The organism is Okeania sp. SIO3B5 (assembly GCF_010692555.1).
Lineage (GTDB): Bacteria > Cyanobacteriota > Cyanobacteriia > Cyanobacteriales > Microcoleaceae > Okeania.
On record NZ_JAAHHG010000178.1, the window covers coordinates 1 to 18,432 of the forward strand.

Consider the following 18,432-nt stretch of genomic DNA (forward strand, 5'->3'; position numbering starts at 1 on the left):
TCTTAGGCATAGACCCTGGATTAAACAACTGGTTAACCTGCGTGAGTAATGTGGGAAAAGCTTTTATAGTTGATGGGAAAAAGGTTAAATCTCAAAATCAATGGTACAACAAGCAAGTAGCCAAAATCAAATCAGGCAAGTCTGGTGACTACTGGGACGATAACTTAGCAGCTATTACTGAAAAGCGCAACCGTCAGATGCGGGATAATGTGAACAAAGCAGCTAGATTTGTGATCAACTGGTGTATTGAGCATCGAATAGGCACAATAGTTTTTGGGTGGAATCAACGCCAAAAAGATAGCATTAACATCGGCAAGAAGAATAACCAACAGTTTGTTCAAATACCAACAGCCAAGTTAAAAGCCAGAATAGCTGAATTGTCTAAGCAGTATGGAATTAAGTTTGTTGAGACTGAGGAAAGTTACACGAGTAAGGCTAGTTTTCTAGATGAAGATTTCTTACCGACATTTGGTGAAAAACCCGAAAGGTGGGAGCCATCAGGAAAGCGTGTTAATCGTGGTTTGTACCGTTCAGCAACAGGTAAATTGATTAATGCCGATGCTAATGGTGCTGGAAATATTATCAAAAAAGTAGCAACACAGCTAAGTTTAGATTTAGCCAAGGTTGGTAGGGAAGTTTTGATGCTTCCACAACGATATCAGTTGGACGATCTAACTAGAAAATATCGTAAGCAGTGCGTCGCGTGGCAATAGCGCCCGCACCCATCACATCCGCTTAGAATCCAGGGTGTTTTAACCCCTGGAGACATCAAATGAATAAAAGTATTAGCTGTACGTTGATTTTTGTTCCAAGTTGGTTCTGGACCTCGACGACCAGGTGTAATTTCTGGCATTCCTCTGTGATTTAGGGGAATCTGCCAAAGTCTTTTGACTTTACGCGCACCGATAACACGGCCACTGTTCAGTAGAAATCGCAATCTACCTGTAGAGATATTTAGAAGAAAAGCTGCTTCGGTGGTACTAACTAATGAGACACTCATAACTATAACGTTGTAGTTTTAAATTATTTAAATGAAAAGGAAAATTTATAATTTGTTTTTTAAAAAAAGCAATTTGGTTTTAAGAGGTGAATAAATTAACAGATGAAATTGTAGTCTAAAATTAGACAACATTATTATAAAAAATTCAACGCCCTAAGAGTCTATAAATTTATGAAAATCGGTAGCCATTATTCAGCAGAAACAAATAAATGCCAATTTACTATTTGGGCACCTCTACGAGAAAAGTTAGCTGTACATATTGTAAATCCCCAAGAAAAATTAATAGGTCTGCAAAAAGATGAATGGGGATATTGGCAAGGAGAAGCAAAAGACATTGACCCGGAAACTCTATACTTTTATCAATTAGACGGAGAAACTGACCGACCAGACCCCGCCTCTAACTGCCAACCCCAAGGAGTACATGGTCCCTCAAAAATAGTAGACCATCAAAAATTTACCTGGAATGATACTTCTTGGCAAGGCATCCCCTTGGCAGAAATGATTATCTATGAACTTCATGTCGGAACTTTTACTCAAGAAGGAACTTTTGCAGCAATTATTCCCAGGTTGCCAGAATTAAAAGATTTAGGGATAAACACTATAGAAATTATGCCCGTAGCCCAATTTCCAGGCGATCGCAACTGGGGCTACGATGGAGTTTATCTTTATGGTGTCCAAGATTCTTATGGTGGGCCGGATGGTCTCAAGCAACTTGTTAATGCTTGTCATCAAATGGGCATTTCTGTGATTTTGGACGTTGTTTATAATCATTTTGGTCCAGAAGGAAATTATCTCTGGGATTATGGTCCTTATTTTACTGATAAATATCATACTCCTTGGGGTAATGCTGTTAATTTTGACGACGCATATAGTAATGAAGTGCGTAATTTTTTTATTGAAAATACTTTGTATTGGTTGGATAAATATCATATTGATGGTTTACGTTTAGATGCTGTTCATGCAATTTATGACATGAGTGCTGAACCTTTTTTACAGCAATTAGCTGACCGAGTAGAAGAATTTAGTAAAAATGGTAGTTGGAAACGTTATTTAATTGCGGAAAGTGACTTAAATGATGTGCGAGTTTTACGTTCAAAAGAAAATGGAGGTTTTGGTCACGATGCTCAATGGTGTGATGATTTTCATCACTCTTTACATAGTCTTTTAACTGGAGAAGGTTCTGGATATTATTCTGATTTTAGAAGTATAGAATCTCTGAAAAAGTCTTACAAAGAAGGATATGTTTATACTGGAGAATATTCACCTCACCGCCAGAGAAATCATGGTAATTCAACTCTGGGTTTTGCTGAAGAAAAATTTGTAGTTTGTATTCAAAATCACGACCAAATAGGTAATCGATTAATGGGAGAAAGATTATCAGCCTTAGTAAATTTTGAAGGATTAAAATTAGCAGCAGGAGCAGTTTTAATTTCTCCATTTGTACCAATGTTATTTATGGGAGAAGAGTATGGAGAAGAAAATCCTTTTATGTATTTTGTTAGTCATGGAGACCCTAACTTAGTTGAAGCAGTCAGAAAAGGTAGAGCAGAAGAATTTAAGTCTTTTAACTGGTCAGGAGAAGTACCCGATCCTCAAGGTGAAAAAGTATTTATGGACTCTAAATTAAATTGGGAAAAATCTAGGGAAGGTAAATATAGAGTTTTACGTTCTTTTTATAAAAAGTTAATTGAGCTACGGAAAAAAATTCCAGTATTAGCTAGACTTGACACCACTCAAATAGAAGTACAAAGTTTGGCCGATAAAAATGTCCTATTGCTTCACAGGTGGGGACAAAAAAGTAGTGTATTGAGTCTGATGAACTTTGAAAAGCAGTCTGTGACATTTGAACCTCAACTGCCCACAGGAAATTGGCAAAAGCTGATTAATTCCTCAGACCGAGAATGGATGGGAGAAGGTGGTGTTTTACCTGAAAAATTATTATCTGGACAAAACATGACAATTAATCCTTTAAGCTTTGCTCTCTATCAGGGATAATCTTACTTAGTGTTTAGTAGAAACTACCCTAATATCATCAGTTATTAAAGATTGTGATACTATAGGGTTTTAACAATTATATAAGCTATATTGAACTACTCTCTTGTATCTATAGAAGTGAATTTGCAAATTTGTGGTAAAAATTAATCAATATACATCATTTTGTATTGTTAAATTCAAGCTAATATCAATCGGTTTATGATTTTGTTTAGCTAGACCGCCCTTGAGCCTCACACCATAATTTTTAAGAGGAGTGTGAGATGAATCGGCGACCAATTGAGTAGGTTCAATGCCCATTAAATTTGCATGCTATCCCAGCAGAAGCTTTTGCCCTAGTTGAAAAACTTGTATTATTATGTTGCTATAACCCCGGAAATTTTCCACCATGCGCACTGCCTACCAATATAAATTAAGACCGAACAAACAACAAATAGCCACAATAGAGATGTGGTTAGAATTGTTACGTCGGCAGTACAACTATAGGTTAGGTGAGCGGTTCTCATGGTGGTCAGAAAACCGTTGTCCAGTTAACGCTTGCCCTTTGGTGATGCCAATTCCTCAGTTGAGAGATCACCCAGATTATTACTCTCAGAAAAAGGATTTGGTCAATACCAAAGATAAATTTCCTGAGTACAAATTAATTTATTCTCAGGTATGCCAGGATTGCATTAAACGGGTAAAACTAGCTTTTGATAGGTGGTTTAAGGCTAACAAAAATGGACATAAATTAGGGAAACCAAGGTTTAAAGGAAAAGGTCGTTATCGTAGTTTTACTTATCCTCAAATCAAACAAAACTGCATAAAAGAAAATCACATTAATTTGCCCAAAATTGGCAAGGTAAAGTTGATTCAGCATCGTCCAATACCAGAAGGGTTTATAATTAAAACTGTTACTATTAGTCGTAAAGCTGATGGGTATTATGTAACTTTATCTTTGGAGGATAAATCAGTTCCTACGTTTAATTCTGATGTTAAACCCACAGCAGAAAATACCCTAGGCATTGACATGGGATTAAAAGATTTCTTGGTAACAAGCGATGGAGAATCAGTTCCAATTCCTCAATACTATCACTCATCTCAAAAGCGATTAAAAACTCTACAGAAACGTTTATCTCGAAAGAAAAAGGGAAGTAAAAGGTGGTTAAAGGCTGTAAAAGCTGTGGCCAAACAACAGAAAAAGGTAGCCGATCGACGTAAAGATTTTCATTTTAAAACAGCCAATGAATTGTTATCAAAAGCTGAAGTTATCGCCCATGAAAACTTAAACATTAAAGGACTAGCAAAGACCCATTTGAGTAAATCAATTAATGATGCTGGATGGGGTCAATTTCTAACTATTTTAACTGTCAAAGCCGGAAATGCTGGACAGAAAACTATAGCAGTGAACCCCAAAAATACCAGCCAAGACTGCTCAAATTGCGGGGAAAAAGTCCCTAAAGAATTAAACATACGAACTCATTCTTGCCTGCACTGCGGCATAGTAATAGACCGCGACTTAAATGCGGCGATAAATATAAAAAATAGGGCGGTAGGGCATTCCGTCCTTAAAGCTCGTGGAGTCCGACGGGGTACCGGGACTACGAAACGAGAAGCCCACACTATAGCGTTAGTTTAGTGTGGGAAATGTCACGATTAGACAAACCTATCTGACAGTTCTCAAGCTAGTGCCACTACGCGGAAGTTAAAAGTCAAAAGTATTGATTGGTAAAGCTTTTAGGATTTTGTAACTGATTAGTTATTTCTGCCATCCTGCACTATAAGTTTGAGAAGAAAAAAAATATCTGTTAAACGTGAAATTCTGAACTTTTAACAGTTAATTAATCACCACTTAATTATCTCTATTTAATATGAAATACAAAAAATTGTGCAAATATACAAATCTCCCCACATTCCCTTCCTGGGAGCAGTAGGGGTGCAACCCCATTTCTCGATCAATCTTTGGTAGCAAACATTAACGTATTTCATATAACTATGCGAATTCCCATAACAACATTATAGAATTTAATCTACTTCTAGTTTTGAATTTTGAAGTAGATAAAGTCGTAGTTTCAGATTTACGCCTTTCCTAAATGTTGGAAAAACATATATCTGTATAAACGTGAAATTCTGAACTTTTATAGCACTACAAGAATTAGTTAGGACATTTTTCAATCCTAAAACCCTTTTACAGTTTGCTATTCCCTGTTCCCTGTTCCCTATTCCCTAGCGCGTAGCGCTATAACAGTCAATTAATCACTACTTAATTATCTCTATTTAACTATGCGAATTCCCATGACGACCTATAGAATTCAATTTACTCCTGATTTTGGCTTTGATGTAGCTAAAGTTATAGTTCCATATTTAGCTGAACTAGGAATTTCTGATATTTATGCTTCTCCTATATTTAAAGCAAAAACAGGTAGCGAACATGGATATGATGTAGTTAATCCTAATATACTTAATCCTGAATTAGGAGGCCAAGAAAAATTTACCGAACTAGCAGCAGAAATCAAAAGTAATGAAATGGGATGGCTACAGGATATTGTGCCTAATCACATGGCATTTAGCAGCCAAAATCATATTCTGGTGGATGTCTTAGAAAATGGTCCTGAATCTCAATATCGTGACTATTTTGATATTGACTGGAATCATCCTTATGAAGGTATCAAAGGTAGAGTTTTAGCACCTTTCTTAGGTAAGTTTTATGGAGATTGTCTCGAAAGTGGAGAGTTAAAACTTAATTACGGTCAACATGGATTAACTGTTAATTATTATGACCATCAATTTCCGATTAGAATAGATTCTTATACTCAAGTTTTAACCTACAATATCGGCAAATTAAGAAATAAATTAGGCAGAAAAAACCAAGATTTTGTGAAATTACAGGGAGTTCTCTATAGCTTAAAATATATTCCTTCTGGATCTGAGGGTAGAGAAAGATATGACCAAATTAGCTTCATCAAAGGGATGTTGTGGGAACTATGGAATGACAATCAACAGATTAAAAAATTCATTGAAGACAATATAAAGACTTTTAATGGGGTTCCAGGAAAGCCAGAAAGTTTTGATTTATTAGATAAATTATTATCCGAGCAATACTTTCGCTTATCTTTCTGGAAAGTGGGTAATGAAGAATTAAACTACCGAAGATTTTTTACAGTAAATGATTTAATTTCGGTCAGAGTAGAAGATGAGCAAGTATTTAATACTACTCATGCTCTAATTTTAGAAATGTTAAAACAGAAAAAATTTACAGGTTTGAGAATCGATCATATTGATGGACTGTACTCTCCTGCTCAGTATTTAAACAGACTGAGAGAAAAAGCAAATGCTCCCTATATAGTTGTCGAAAAAATTCTTGAACCCAGCGAAGATTTACCTGTTAATTGGCCGGTTCAAGGAACTACAGGTTACGATTTTTTAAACTATGTTAATGGTCTTTTTTGTGACCATTTTAATGAGGAAGAATTCGACCAGATTTATTCTCGCTTTATTAAAGGTACTTCTAACTATGGGCAGTTAGCTGATGAAAATCAAAGGTTGATTATTAATAAACATTTAGCCGGAGATATTGATAATTTAGCTCACTTGCTTAAAGATATTTCTAGTAAATATCGATATGCCAGCGATTTTACGATTTTTGGCTTGAAAGCTGCTTTAGTAGAAGTTATGTCAGTTTTTCCAGTGTATCGGACTTATGTTAGTAAAGAAGGAGTTAGTAAGGCAGATCGAGAATGTATTCAGAGAGTAATTGCTAAAACTAAAGAGAAAATTCCTTTCTTTATCAATGAACTTTTGAATGAATTGAGTTTTATTGAGAAGTTTTTGTTATTAGAATTTGATGAGCATTTAAACCAGGAAGATAAAGATAAATGGCTACACTTTGTGATGCGACTACAACAATTTACCGGACCTTTGATGGCAAAGGGTGTAGAAGATACTGTTTTATATGTTTATAATCGACTTATTTCTCTCAATGAAGTTGGTTCAACTCCTAGTAACTTTGGAGTTTCAGTTGAAGATTTTCATGGATTTAATCAACATCGTATTGCGTATTGGCCTCATACTATGAGTGGAAGTTCTACTCACGATACAAAACGTGGGGAAGATGTCAGAACGCGAATTAATGTACTCTCAGAAATTCCTGAAGAATGGGAAAGTTATCTACAAAAATGGCAGGAAATTAATGCAATTCAAAAAGATTGTGTAGAAGGTTTAGATGTTCCTGCACCTAATGATGAATACTTTTTATATCAGACTTTGTTAGGTGCTTTTCCTGTTGATGAAAGTGAATATCCAACTTTTGTTGAAAGGATTAAAGAGTATATTATTAAAGCAATTCGAGAAGCAAAAGTTAATACAGGTTGGTTAAGACCGGATGATGATTACGAAAGCTCATTTATTAAGTTTGTAGAACATCTACTGAAAAAGTCAGAAGATAATGAATTTTTACCAGCTTTCCGACCTTTGCAACGTAAGGTTCAATATTACGGTGTTTTTAATTCTTTATCTCAGACTATTCTAAAACTTACTTCTCCTGGAGTTCCTGATATTTATCAAGGTACAGAATTGTGGGATTTGAGCCTTGTTGATCCTGACAATCGTCGTCCAGTTAATTTTGAAAAAAGAGCAGAGTTTCTGAAGGAAATTAAGACAAAAATAGAGTCAGATATTTTAGGATTGATTGAGGAACTTTTGCAAACTCCAGAGACTGGTAAGATTAAAATGTTTTTAATTTACCAAGCTTTGCAGGCACGCCGAGAGTATTTGGATTTATTTCAACGAGGAGATTACCAAAAGTTAATTGTTATGGGTAGTTTGAAAGATCATATAGTTGCTTTCTCTAGAAAATGGGGAGATAGTACAGCGATTATTATAGCTCCCAGATTATTAACTAAATTGATTCAAGAAGGAGAAAATCCTTTAGGAGAACAAGTATGGCATGAGACTCGAATCTGTTTACCTTCAGGATCTTCTTTGGTGTGGAAAAATGCAATTACTCAACAAAAACTTAAAGAAGAGAAAGAGGATACTTTATGGATTAGAAATGTACTGCATCATTTCCCTGTAGCATTATTAATTAATGAGCAGGGTGAAACAAATAATGATTCTGAGCAAACAGTAGATTCTAACAATTGAAACATAGGTGAAGACAGCTCTAAAATTTCAAAACCTTACATATAATAGTTTTTATTTTAGCTGAATGCTGAGTGCTGAATGCTTATAGCTATATACTGTGAAGTTCTCTCCCGTTAAATCAGAGATTATAACGGGAGCTTCTAAAACAGAGATAATTGAATCCAAATCTCAGAAGTTTCTTGCCTCACAGGCTGACTAACGTCTAAGCCTCCACAAGCAGACAAGATGATACCCACCTCGTTTAATGCTTTATTTAATATGTTGATTGCTGCATTCTCGTCCCTATCTAAAACTGTTCCACCGTTTCCAAGCTTTATCTAGTCTTTGTAAGTTGATTTGCTGAACTTCGTATGGAGATTTCTTTGTAATCAGGAAAGAGAATTTTTGTTTGTTTAAGTGCTGACTGCTGAAAATAATAATCTGGTTTGCTAGAAATCTCACCAATAGGGCATGATACTATTGAGCATCGGTCCATTTGACACCTGGTTCTGTTGAACCAGTCTAACCTTTGCCCTAGGGCATAATTCCAATGCCTCCTTAGCAGCTCTAGCCAATAATCAATTTTGGCTGATTGTTCACAAGTAGGCTTAATTTTGTAGCAATGAGTAATTATCATAATTCTTATACTACTCTTTACTGCTATATTTGAAAATCAATCGACACCTCCACAAAGCAAGCTGTCGGCAATTCCCCTCCGGTTAAATCAGAGATTATAACGGGAGACCCCGAGACCGTATCTAGTTGGTTTTGAATTTTGATATTTTCTAAATAGGGCTTGCTGAATAAATTCTTCTGGTAGGGGTAGGAGTCAGAACTCAGGAGGATCGAGTCAGAATTTATGGGGAGTTTAGAGGTGGGAGTCGGAAGAATAGTCCGTTAACTTTTCTGTCAAGTGTGAGCCTTTAATACTAACTTTTTGAACCTTTTTGACCTAAAAGCTTGCACTTTTTCAAGACCTAAAAAGGCACTTACCAATATCAGTCAATGCTTTCATATTTAGGGTTTGCGTATGGAAAGTCTTTTTGTTAGGGTAGGGAATAGGGAATAGGGAATAGGGAATAGGGAATAGGGAATAGGGAGTAGGGAGTAGTTAAGAGGAGCGAATTTAGAAAAGTTGTAGAAGAGGTAGTCATTCAGGCGTTGCTCCTTAGTTTTTCTCTCATCATTACCCAACGCATCCTTACTTTTTCCGCTCCATCAACCTAAAAGCTGATACCTTTTCAGTACCTAAAATTCTTCAAACCAATATCTGTTAATGCGCGTGATATTTAATCAGCAAGCCCTATTTAATCAGCAAGCCCTAAATATAAAATTTAGCCCGCCAAAAAACTTTCAGAAAGCAGAATTATTTTTCACCAAAATACTTACTTCAGATACTTTAAAATCCTTTGATTTAGAAAAGCGAGGATCAGCAGTAATATTTTCCTCTTTATCGAATAATCGCTCACAAATACCTAATAAATATGATTTATTATTGATGGGCGATCGTGGCAATGGCTTTTCATTATCAGGCCAACTAGGTAAATCGAAGCATGGACAACAATCTGGGGGCATTCCTTTGACACGAGATGGGATAGGCATCGAACAACGGGCACAATCACTAATGTCCCACTCTGGAGATAACAATTCTGCAATTGTTTGATGTGTCCCCTCTAAAAAACAATCTCCCGATTCAGAAGATAAAATTTGTTGCCAGCATGATTCAAAATCTTGACTGTAGCGATCGCCTAAAAGTATGACTTGAGGTTTTATAGCTTCTTGGCCATTCCTGGTTAATACTTTCTTGCCTAACTGAAACCAATAGGCAATATATTGTTTGACTCGATCGTGGGAGGCCATAATTTTTATCCTATATTTTCCATTTTATAGAACTTCAAAGTTAATAAATAGCTTCGATTTTCTATCTTCATTCTAAACTTTAAACAATGGAAAAGTTGGGAAGTTAATCTAATATTTTATTCCTTTAGAATAAATTAAGAATTAAATGTTCAAAGGTGTGCCTAAAGCACTAAGATTCAAAACATAACCTCCTGTAACTAGATAAACAGACTGAGAAATTACTCCAACTCGACGAATCAGATGACCAAGGCGGTCGCGAAATAGCCGTCCGATAGGAAATGAAGGAACTACTCCCCAACCTGTTTCTTCACCCACTAAAATCACATCGCCACTAGCTTTCAATAAAGTTTCAATTAAAACTTCTAAAGTTTCATTCCAAGCTTGTTCATCTTGTGACAAAATATTCGCCAACCAAGTACCTAAAGAATCTACCAAAATACAGCAGTCTTTATCGGCATAAGTAGTCAGAGTTTCTGATAGTTTCACGGGTATTTCTAAGGTAGTCCAATCAGGAGGGCGACGGTTTTGATGTTGTTTAATTCGAGTTTGCCACTCTAGATCGTTACTATCAACTTGAGAGGTAGCTATATAAATTACTTGTTTGTGAGAACTCATAGCTAAATTTTCAGCCCACTCACTTTTACCAGAGCGAGCAGGACCTGTGACCAAAATTAGTTTCTTAGAAGTGACTTGAGGAGAATTCATAGGAATGCAAACAAATAATACTATTAGACATCTCCAAAAATAAAAAATAAAATCAATTATCGTACAGCTATTATCAGTTCTTTCCCCCTACATACCTATTCCCTATTCCCTCTTTTGGAGGAGATGTCTATTTAGGGTTTGCGTATGGAAAGCCTTTTTGCTCTTTGTAGGGAGTAGGGACCCACCCCTAACCCCTCCGGTGGAGGGCAGGGCTAATTCATTGTCGCGCCTAGAAAAATATTGAGGAGTACAATGATTGGTGTCAAGTATTGAGTGAAGCTAACTATTCTCTATTTAGGGCTTAGATAGAAATGAACTTGTTACAAATATTGGCCCAATTACCAGATTTTCGAGCTGCCAGAGGGAGACGTTATCCATTATGGTTAGTATTACTGTTAGTAATTATGGGTACAATGAGCGGTTGTTTCTCCTATTGTGCCCTAGAAGATTTTGCTCGTCGTCATCACCTGGCCTTACACCAACAACTAGAGCTATCACCTTTGAGTTTTCCAACTGAAGTCTACATTTCGGCGAATTATGACGAGAATTGATTTTGCTCAGTTGGCTCAAGTATTCAATCAATGGGCTAAACAGCAAATCACAATTCAAGAGGCCGAATGGTTAGCAGTAGATGGTAAGAGTATTAGAGCTACTGTAAGTGATTGTAATAGTTCTTACCAAAACTTTGTCAATGTTGTTTCTGTGTTCAGTAATTGTCAAGGAGTACCTATAGCCATAGAACAATTTCACGTGGGAAGAAAGTAGTGAAATCGCTGTTGTCCAAACCATATTGACTAGCTTAAACCTCAAAGGAGTGGTTTTTACTTGTGATGCCTTACATTGTCAAAAAAAACAGTCAAGTTAATCATTGACAGAGGTAACCATTACACAATAGCAGTCAAAGGTAATCAAAAAAAATTGTACCAACAGGTACAACTAACGACTGAACAAACACAACCAAATAGTGTTGATATATCAGAAGACAAATGCAGAAATCCTGTGGTTTGTAGAACAGTATCTGTGTTTAATAATCTGTTGGGAATTAGCTCTGAGTGGCAGGGAATTAAGTCTTTGATTAAAGTAGAGCCTCAGGGTAAACGAGCAGGTGTTGATTATCATCAAACAGCTTATTACATTAGTAGTCTAGAGTTGAGTGCAGTAGAATTTGCAGTAGGAATTCAGGGACATTGGGGAATTGAGAATCGACTACATTGGGTTAAAGATGTAGTGTTTGGAGAGGACAAGAGTCTAATTCGGCACTCTCAAGCTGCAGCTAATTTTTCTGTGATTCATCAGTTGGTGATTGCTATCTGTCGCCTTCATGGCTATTCTTCCCTCACTACTGCAATTCGTACCATTGCTCACGATTTGGAGCAGATTTTTCTGCTGTTGTAAATCCAGAACTGCACTCGCCCTCGAATTGAAATTGGCTCAGACAAAGACCCTTGCTCTGAGCTAGTTTTCCATTTCAATCGTTCTGGTGTTTGTGATCGCGACTGACTCCGTGACAATTTTTTCTGTTTAAGAGTGATAATTTAGGGAAAAAACCATGAAATACTTGACTATATGGCCAAACTTGTACTCCTCAATATTTTTCTAGGCGCGACAATGAATTAGCCCTGCCCTCCACCGGAGGGGTTAGGGGTGGGTTGTCTCTTTACTCCTTCTTCTATTGTGTTACAGAATGTGGGTTGTATATAATTTTTAGTATCAACTAAATTTCACTAAGTTAATGTGATAAAAGATTATTAAAAACATTTATTCAGAAATCTAATTTATCTGTCAAAAATCAAATTAATAGTAGTCATCAGGATACTGATTTTGTTGTTGATATTTTTGATAGTTATACTCAAGAGATTTAGATGGATAGTCATCAGGATAGTCTAATTTTTCTTGCAAATAAATTTTTTCATTGATAGAATAACTGTGGCTAGGTATTTGAGTTTTAAAATCAGAAGAATAATATAGTTTTTCTGAATCATAATTATCCCTATAAGAGTTAGACCAACTATGAGGAAAAACTTCATCTCTGTCTACATAAGGTTTAGGTAATTTGTTCAACTTTGGTGGAGTTATAGAGTAAGTTTTTACCGAAGGAGAATCAAAAAGAGGACTAGATGGATCGTGAGTTCTGAAAGCATAATCTGACTCATTCTTCAGAGTTTCTAGTAAATTACCTGATGTCAAAGATACTGTTTTTTTGTTGGTTTTTGCATGACTATAACGAAGGGTAAGATCAAAGCCTATCCATCCAAAAATTACTGCTGTAAAAAGAAACACTAAGAAAATAGTTAATTGCAAACAAAGTTGATTAATCCAATTAAAATTATTTTCCAAAGAACAATTTTTTAAAATATTAATTGGTGCTATATTATTCTTGATTTTTGATTTATTGGTAAGATTATTAGCAACTTTATTATTCATACTTGAATTAAAGTTAGTATCCATCAAACTGTAATTATCATTAATTTCATTACAGTTTTCTTTTATCCTGTCTTGTTGTTGATTTACCTCATAAATATCTGACTGATCCAAAAGTAGTGCAAACCAATTTTCCAAATTTTGAGGTCGTTTTTGAGGGTCTATTTCCAATCCTTTGATAATAGCATTCTCAATATTTGGAGAAAGATTCGTTTCCAGTAATCTTAGTTCAGTTTTAGATACTATAAGTTCTTGAGGAATAGCTCCAGTAAGCCTTAAAGCTGCAGGAGTAGGAGTTTTACCAGTAAGTAAATAGTATAATGTAGCAGTCAAAGCATAAATATCTGCTGCGGGGGTTAACTTTTGTTGTATACCGCACTGTTCGGGTGGTGCATATCCCACAGAAAATAAATTAGCATAAGTCTGCCTAATGCCGACAGTTAAGTCACAGGTAATGCCAAAATCAGTGAGTATTACTGTATTAGTTCCCTGTTGCCTAATAATATTCTTAGGCTGTATATCCCTATGTAAAAAACCATTTTTGTGAACTACTGATAGAGCTGAAGCAATTTGATGTACATAATCAATAGCTTCGTTGGGATGAAGTTTATGGCCAGAATTTATTATGTCGGCCAAATTATGACCAGGAATATAGTCCATTACCATGAAGAAGAGCTGCTCTTCCTCAAAAAAGTCCCACACTCTAACGATGTTAGGATGTCTAAAGTTTGCCAGAAGATGAACCTCAGCGATAAATTGATCCTGAAATTTAGCAAAATCTTGATGATGGCGTAGACTTTCATTCAGGGTTTTCAGGACAACAATTTGATTGTGTTGATGATGAATAGCTCGGTAGGTTATGCCAAAGCCTCCTTGGCCTAAAATACTATCAATAGTATATTTTCCTTTTTGCAGGACAACTCCTGGTTTAAGATTCATAAACACTAATTTTCAGAAAAGCCTTACTTGTCAGAATACAACAATATTTTTATATCGCACTACGCATTAAGGTGTTTGACATGAATAGAAGCTGTTTGCGCAGCATTCCGTAGGAAAACCCTTTTGTATTCCTGTTGCCTTGCCCATAGCGCTATAGTTGATTCTGCTCGATTGATTATAGTTGACATTCCACGGGATAAATCCACGCAGATTCTTAAGGATAATAAATTTGCCGGGATAAATCCACGTCAAATTTAACCCTTAATGGCATAGCCAAAGATGCCTCTACTCTGTCTGGGATAAACCCCCATAAGCTTACTTTTTAATCCAATATTTGCTGCACCATTGCAGTCAGCATTAATCAATTTATTTTGCTTCGTTTTGTACAAACCACGTTTGATTCTTTTGCCACTAAAGCTATATTCAGTTGAATTATGAGCATGATAAACAGCTACATTATCTCTATCCAAAAAACTAGCCTTAGATGTGTAAGACTCCTCTTGTTCTAAATAAGTTAATCCATATCTTTCACACATAGCTTTTAATTTTAATATCAAACTATAGTGTGATATTTGTACAAATTTTTGGTTAGCTTTCTTACTTAAATTGATATTTTTTTTCATTCCTGGATTAACACCTACAACAATAGTAGATATTTGATTTTTACTACACCAGTTAATTAAATACCTAACTGCTTTATTCAGATAATCCCTTACTTTATTGTTTCGATTGACTGTAATGTTAATCTGTTTCTTAGTTCACCCTTTGATACCTTGTTTATCTTTTAATGACTGTAATCTAGCATTTTCCTTGTTGTACTACTGGTTGATTGATTTAAGTTTTCTCCCGTCCAAAATGAACGACGACCCAGTATTTGATATACAGGTAGCTAAATTATTTAAACCAAGGTCTATAGCTAAAGCTTTATCAGTTTTTTTGGCTGGTTGTGGTTCAACTTTAGTAATAAATTCAACTGCCTCCTGCGGAGGAGCTACGCTTTCAAAAAACCTAGCATTATATGTAGGAATTACCCTAATTTCCTTCAGTTTTTGACCTATTAATCGCTCCGGAAAAGGTATTTTTACTTCCGCATACTCAGCCTTAAATTTCCTAGACATTGGGATCTTAAAATATCCATCTTTGACGATAATTCGAGGTATAATCAAAGGAAAATACCCCTCTTTATTTAAGTATCTAGGCATTCCTATTTGTTCAAAGCGATATAGCCTCTCATTGACAGCTTTTATTAAGTTGAAAAAAGCTCGAAAAGACCTATCAACAACTTTTAATGTTTGTTGTGCAATATCGGTTTGAAGTAGCTGGTAATTTGCCTCTTACAGAGGAGCTTTCCTACGGAATGCTACGCAAACGCTTTCATTATCTTTGCAGTGATGATAGTTGGATTCGTATCTGAGATACCCACCTTCTGCAAAATAAAACTGTCTCACAGCAGTATTGGCCTACATTGTACATATTTTTGGATAATCTGCACAACTGCCTGAGAGCTTTAAACTCTTGAGTGGACAAGTTCCTGATTTTGTTCTTTTGGGTCAGATACATTTCAACTATTATCGCCATATAGTATAAGTATAGCGAAAATAATTATGAAAGGCAATATTTAGACGACAGGTTAAAACCTGTTAGTTAGTTTTCACCCAGGTGTTAAAACTACCTGGTTTCCAACATCCCTAAATTTTTACGATGAAGTTTCTCAAATTGGAAAATTTTGATATGGCATCAGGATGAAAGAAAGTAGTTAAGCACTAGCCGGAAAGAACGGAATCAGCTAATCTAAATCAGTAAGTATTAAGGGTGGTCATTTCAGTTATCAGTACTTCTGCAATAAGGAGGCTTGAAAATACGGAATTCTCTTTTTTTTATCTCCTTAAAAGGGGGAGCTTTAAACCACTATTTTTCGGTAAAACAAGAGAATAAATCAATAAAATCAATTATAGATATGAGTGAAAAAAATTCTGAGTCCGCACTTGGTCTACCTACAAAAAATTTTGTCCTAGGTTTACCGATACACTGTATTGATGACTACTCTGGTTATTTAGTTTCTAGATTAGAGAAGGGACTGGGAACTCATGTAGTGACACTAAATGCTGAAATGGTTATGCAGGGAGAGAAAAATCCCGTCTTGGCTGAGATAATCCGTCGAGCTGAATTGGTAGTTCCGGATGGGGCAGGTGTTGTTCTATACTTAAGGCTTAAGGGTAAATCTGTACAGCGTTGTCCTGGTATTGAATTAGCAGAGAGTATTTTATGGCAAGTACCAAGACAGAATCCAGACAACTTGGTATTTTTCTATGGAGGAAAACCAGGGGTAGCTATGAAAGCAGCAGACATTTGGCAACAAAAAGTGTCACAGTTAGCGATCGCTTGTCAGCATGGTTATCTGTCTCTGGCAGAGGAAACAGAATTGCTCAATACTTTAGCACAATTGCAGCCGAAACTAATATTTGTAGGTTTGGGAGTACCTCGTCAGGAGTTATGGATTGCAGAACATCAACATATTTGTCCTCATGCAGTCTGGATTGGTATTGGCGGTAGTTTGGATATATGGGCTGGGGTGAAGGAAAGAGCTCCTGCTTGGTTTTGTGATAATTCCTTGGAGTGGCTGTATCGACTTTATCAAGAACCTTGGCGCTGGCGAAGAATGTTGGCTTTACCACATTTTGCTTTGAAGAGTTTAATGGACGTAAAATTTTAGTAAGGATTAAGGGCATGATAATATTTATAGTTAAGAATTTAACCTCATTCGTAGTTAAAAGTCAACTATTAATGTTCACTTCTACGGATAATTTTAATTATGAGTAAGAAAATCTGATTAAAATTTTGTGGGATTTATCATTTTTATGAAGTACATATTTATAAATTTTAGAAAGTGGGGAATAGGGAATAGCTAAACAGAGATGAGATTATTTGGTATGAAGATTAGTCGTTATTTTTGCCTATTCTGGAGCTTTCAGTGTTTTTATTGGTCAAATTTTTAAGAATTAAGTTATCTGTAAAGCACTATAGCAATCAGGAATCAGTTGTGAGAATTGAGATGTTCCTTAAAACCCACATTCCGCACCACAAAATGTAGTATAAAAATAGAAGTCAAAAGTCATGCATTCAAAAGTCAAAAGTAAGAAAATAAGAAGTAAGAAGTAAATTATAGTGGTCAATAGGAGTCAAGGATTAAGTAGGGCTTGTTGAATAAAATTGTAATCAATACCAGTTAAGGCTTCTAGGATTAAATATTGCTGAGGGGTGCAAGGTTTTTGGCTCTTTTAGTCTCAAAATGCTAATATTTTTCTCTGACTATCAGAAAATTTGGCCGTAGCAGATAGTTTAAACTTTTCCCTGTTCCCTGTTCCCTGTTCCCTGTTCCCTACCCTCACCCATAAGACTTTTTCAGCAAACCCTAAGTAAGTATTTATGCTTAATATTTAACTGAGAATTTGACTCTCGATTGAGGTAAATGAAGATAGTTTATATAGTATAAATACTTAAGTTTGCTACGGATTTTATAATAATTTTCATGTTACAACTTGAAGTGCGGAATGTGGGTTAAAAGGATAGAATATAGCAATTATTATATTTACTATGATACATTTTTTCTTCTTCTCTGTTCCCTATTCCCAGATCCGGTGTTCCCTAAAAGTTTTCAATATCTCACAACTCAAATCATATTGCTATATAAAAAATTGAGATAGGGAGAGACAGACAAAAAAACAATACACTGTACAACTTATTTCATATCATTTTGGCGAATTAGTATCAATAATGCTATTTCCTAGAGCTAAATAAAAAAACTGTAATAAAACAGCGATACGAAAAAAATATAGCGATCGCTCTGAGAAAGAAAAACTTAGTAAATTACAAAATTTTATTAATCAACCAGGAGTAACAAAATCATGAGTTTTGAATATGAATATGAATATGAATATCAACGATGCTTAGAAAAACTTAAATGGGCAATTCAGAAATTAGAGGTAGAAGTTCAATCAGAAAAACTTGCTGAAATTGCTGAATTAATTGTCCAACCAATGATGAGTCCCTGGCGTTATTTTCATACTCCAGATCATATTTTTGAAGTGGGAGGTTCACAGGATGCGATCGAAGTATTAGCTGCTTTATTTCACGATCTAGTATATCTACAAATAGATCGTAGTGTAAATTTTAATCTCAGTTATTATATTACTCCTTATATTAAAGAGGTACAAGGAAGGTTAAAAATCAGGGAAAAAAATGAATTACCAAAAGATCGGAATTTTGAAATAACAGCATCTGTTTTTGGTTTTGTTAGCGGTCAGGTTTTATTACCTTTCGGTGGACAAAATGAATTTATGAGCGCTGTTGTTGCGATCAAAGTAATGGAAACATTTTTGACAACTAAACAGATCGTAAAGAGCACCACGTCTGAA

General features: G+C 35.5%; 15 protein-coding genes and 2 pseudogenes. 9 read left to right on the top strand and 8 right to left on the bottom strand.

The window, feature by feature from the left end; translation table 11 throughout:
- Positions 1-713: transposase (locus tag F6K54_RS22090; RefSeq protein ID WP_293081964.1), on the top strand; the 713-nt coding region annotated here is incomplete at its 5' end.
- On the opposite strand, the gene F6K54_RS22095 is transcribed toward F6K54_RS22090, so the two are convergent.
- Positions 659-1,000 carry a hypothetical protein gene (locus tag F6K54_RS22095; protein WP_293081967.1) on the bottom strand — a complete coding sequence of 114 codons (342 nt, stop codon included), beginning with the start codon at positions 998-1,000 and terminating at the stop codon, positions 659-661. The two genes, F6K54_RS22090 and F6K54_RS22095, sit on opposite strands and share 55 nt — an antisense overlap.
- Before the next feature lie 171 nt (positions 1,001-1,171).
- Here F6K54_RS22095 and treZ point away from each other — a divergent pair, with 171 nt between their 5' ends.
- The gene (gene treZ / locus F6K54_RS22100) at positions 1,172-2,995 is read left to right on the top strand and encodes a malto-oligosyltrehalose trehalohydrolase (protein WP_293081970.1); all 1,824 of its coding nucleotides are present in this window, start codon (positions 1,172-1,174) and stop codon (positions 2,993-2,995) included.
- A gap of 147 nt (positions 2,996-3,142) precedes the next feature.
- On the opposite strand, the gene F6K54_RS22105 is transcribed toward treZ, so the two are convergent.
- A complete protein-coding gene (locus F6K54_RS22105) occupies positions 3,143-3,292 on the bottom strand; it encodes a hypothetical protein (protein ID WP_293081973.1) in 150 nt (49 codons plus the stop codon).
- Between the two features lie 88 nt (positions 3,293-3,380).
- Between F6K54_RS22105 and F6K54_RS22110 the strand changes: the two genes are divergently transcribed.
- Together F6K54_RS22110 and treY are read left to right on the top strand one after the other, a co-directional pair.
- Positions 3,381-4,610, top strand: a complete 1,230-nt coding sequence (locus F6K54_RS22110; protein ID WP_293081976.1) for a transposase — start codon at positions 3,381-3,383, stop codon at positions 4,608-4,610.
- Positions 4,611-5,254: 644 nt separating this feature from the next.
- Positions 5,255-8,113, top strand: a complete 2,859-nt coding sequence (treY, locus tag F6K54_RS22115) for a malto-oligosyltrehalose synthase (RefSeq protein WP_293081979.1) — start codon at positions 5,255-5,257, stop codon at positions 8,111-8,113.
- Positions 8,114-8,410: 297 nt separating this feature from the next.
- On the opposite strand, the pseudogene F6K54_RS22120 reads toward treY, so the two are convergent.
- The 3 genes and pseudogenes from F6K54_RS22120 to cobU all read right to left on the bottom strand — a co-directional run.
- A pseudogene (locus F6K54_RS22120) lies at positions 8,411-8,729 on the bottom strand (helix-turn-helix domain-containing protein); the annotation flags it as partial.
- Between the two features lie 716 nt (positions 8,730-9,445).
- Entirely contained in the window at positions 9,446-9,952 is a 507-nt protein-coding gene (locus F6K54_RS22125) for a hypothetical protein (protein ID WP_293081982.1), read from the bottom strand.
- A gap of 141 nt (positions 9,953-10,093) precedes the next feature.
- On the bottom strand, positions 10,094-10,657 hold the full coding sequence (gene cobU / locus F6K54_RS22130) for a bifunctional adenosylcobinamide kinase/adenosylcobinamide-phosphate guanylyltransferase (RefSeq protein WP_293081984.1): 564 nt from the start codon (positions 10,655-10,657) through the stop codon (positions 10,094-10,096).
- Positions 10,658-10,968: 311 nt separating this feature from the next.
- On the opposite strand from cobU, the gene F6K54_RS22135 reads away from it, so the two are divergent.
- The 3 genes from F6K54_RS22135 to F6K54_RS22145 all read left to right on the top strand — a co-directional run bounded on the left by F6K54_RS22135 (position 10,969) and on the right by F6K54_RS22145 (position 12,052).
- On the top strand, positions 10,969-11,208 hold the full coding sequence (locus F6K54_RS22135) for a transposase family protein (protein WP_293081987.1): 240 nt from the start codon (positions 10,969-10,971) through the stop codon (positions 11,206-11,208).
- Positions 11,195-11,422 (top strand): hypothetical protein, encoded by a 228-nt coding sequence (locus F6K54_RS22140; RefSeq protein WP_293081989.1) that lies wholly within the window; start codon positions 11,195-11,197, stop codon positions 11,420-11,422. The genes F6K54_RS22135 and F6K54_RS22140 overlap by 14 nt, the downstream gene beginning before the upstream one ends.
- A 75-nt stretch (positions 11,423-11,497) precedes the next feature.
- The gene (locus F6K54_RS22145) at positions 11,498-12,052 is read left to right on the top strand and encodes an ISAs1 family transposase (protein WP_293081991.1); all 555 of its coding nucleotides are present in this window, start codon (positions 11,498-11,500) and stop codon (positions 12,050-12,052) included.
- 399 nt (positions 12,053-12,451) lie between these two features.
- Here F6K54_RS22145 and F6K54_RS22150 read toward each other — a convergent pair whose 3' ends face one another.
- From F6K54_RS22150 to F6K54_RS22160, 3 genes are all read right to left on the bottom strand, one after another.
- Positions 12,452-14,017 carry a serine/threonine-protein kinase gene (locus tag F6K54_RS22150; protein WP_293081994.1) on the bottom strand — a complete coding sequence of 522 codons (1,566 nt, stop codon included), beginning with the start codon at positions 14,015-14,017 and terminating at the stop codon, positions 12,452-12,454.
- A gap of 254 nt (positions 14,018-14,271) precedes the next feature.
- Positions 14,272-14,763, bottom strand: a complete 492-nt coding sequence (locus F6K54_RS22155) for an IS200/IS605 family accessory protein TnpB-related protein (protein ID WP_366558195.1) — start codon at positions 14,761-14,763, stop codon at positions 14,272-14,274.
- A 72-nt stretch (positions 14,764-14,835) separates the two neighbouring features.
- Complete coding sequence (locus F6K54_RS22160; RefSeq protein WP_293081996.1) at positions 14,836-15,219, bottom strand: transposase; 384 nt, start codon at positions 15,217-15,219, stop codon at positions 14,836-14,838.
- 755 nt (positions 15,220-15,974) lie between these two features.
- Between F6K54_RS22160 and F6K54_RS22165 the strand changes: the two genes are divergently transcribed.
- Both F6K54_RS22165 and F6K54_RS22170 read left to right on the top strand, forming a co-directional pair.
- Positions 15,975-16,730: a WecB/TagA/CpsF family glycosyltransferase gene (locus F6K54_RS22165; protein WP_293081999.1), complete on the top strand. Its 756-nt coding sequence runs from the start codon at positions 15,975-15,977 to the stop codon at positions 16,728-16,730.
- Between the two features lie 1,192 nt (positions 16,731-17,922).
- Positions 17,923-18,432, top strand: a pseudogene (locus F6K54_RS22170) (hypothetical protein); the annotation flags it as partial.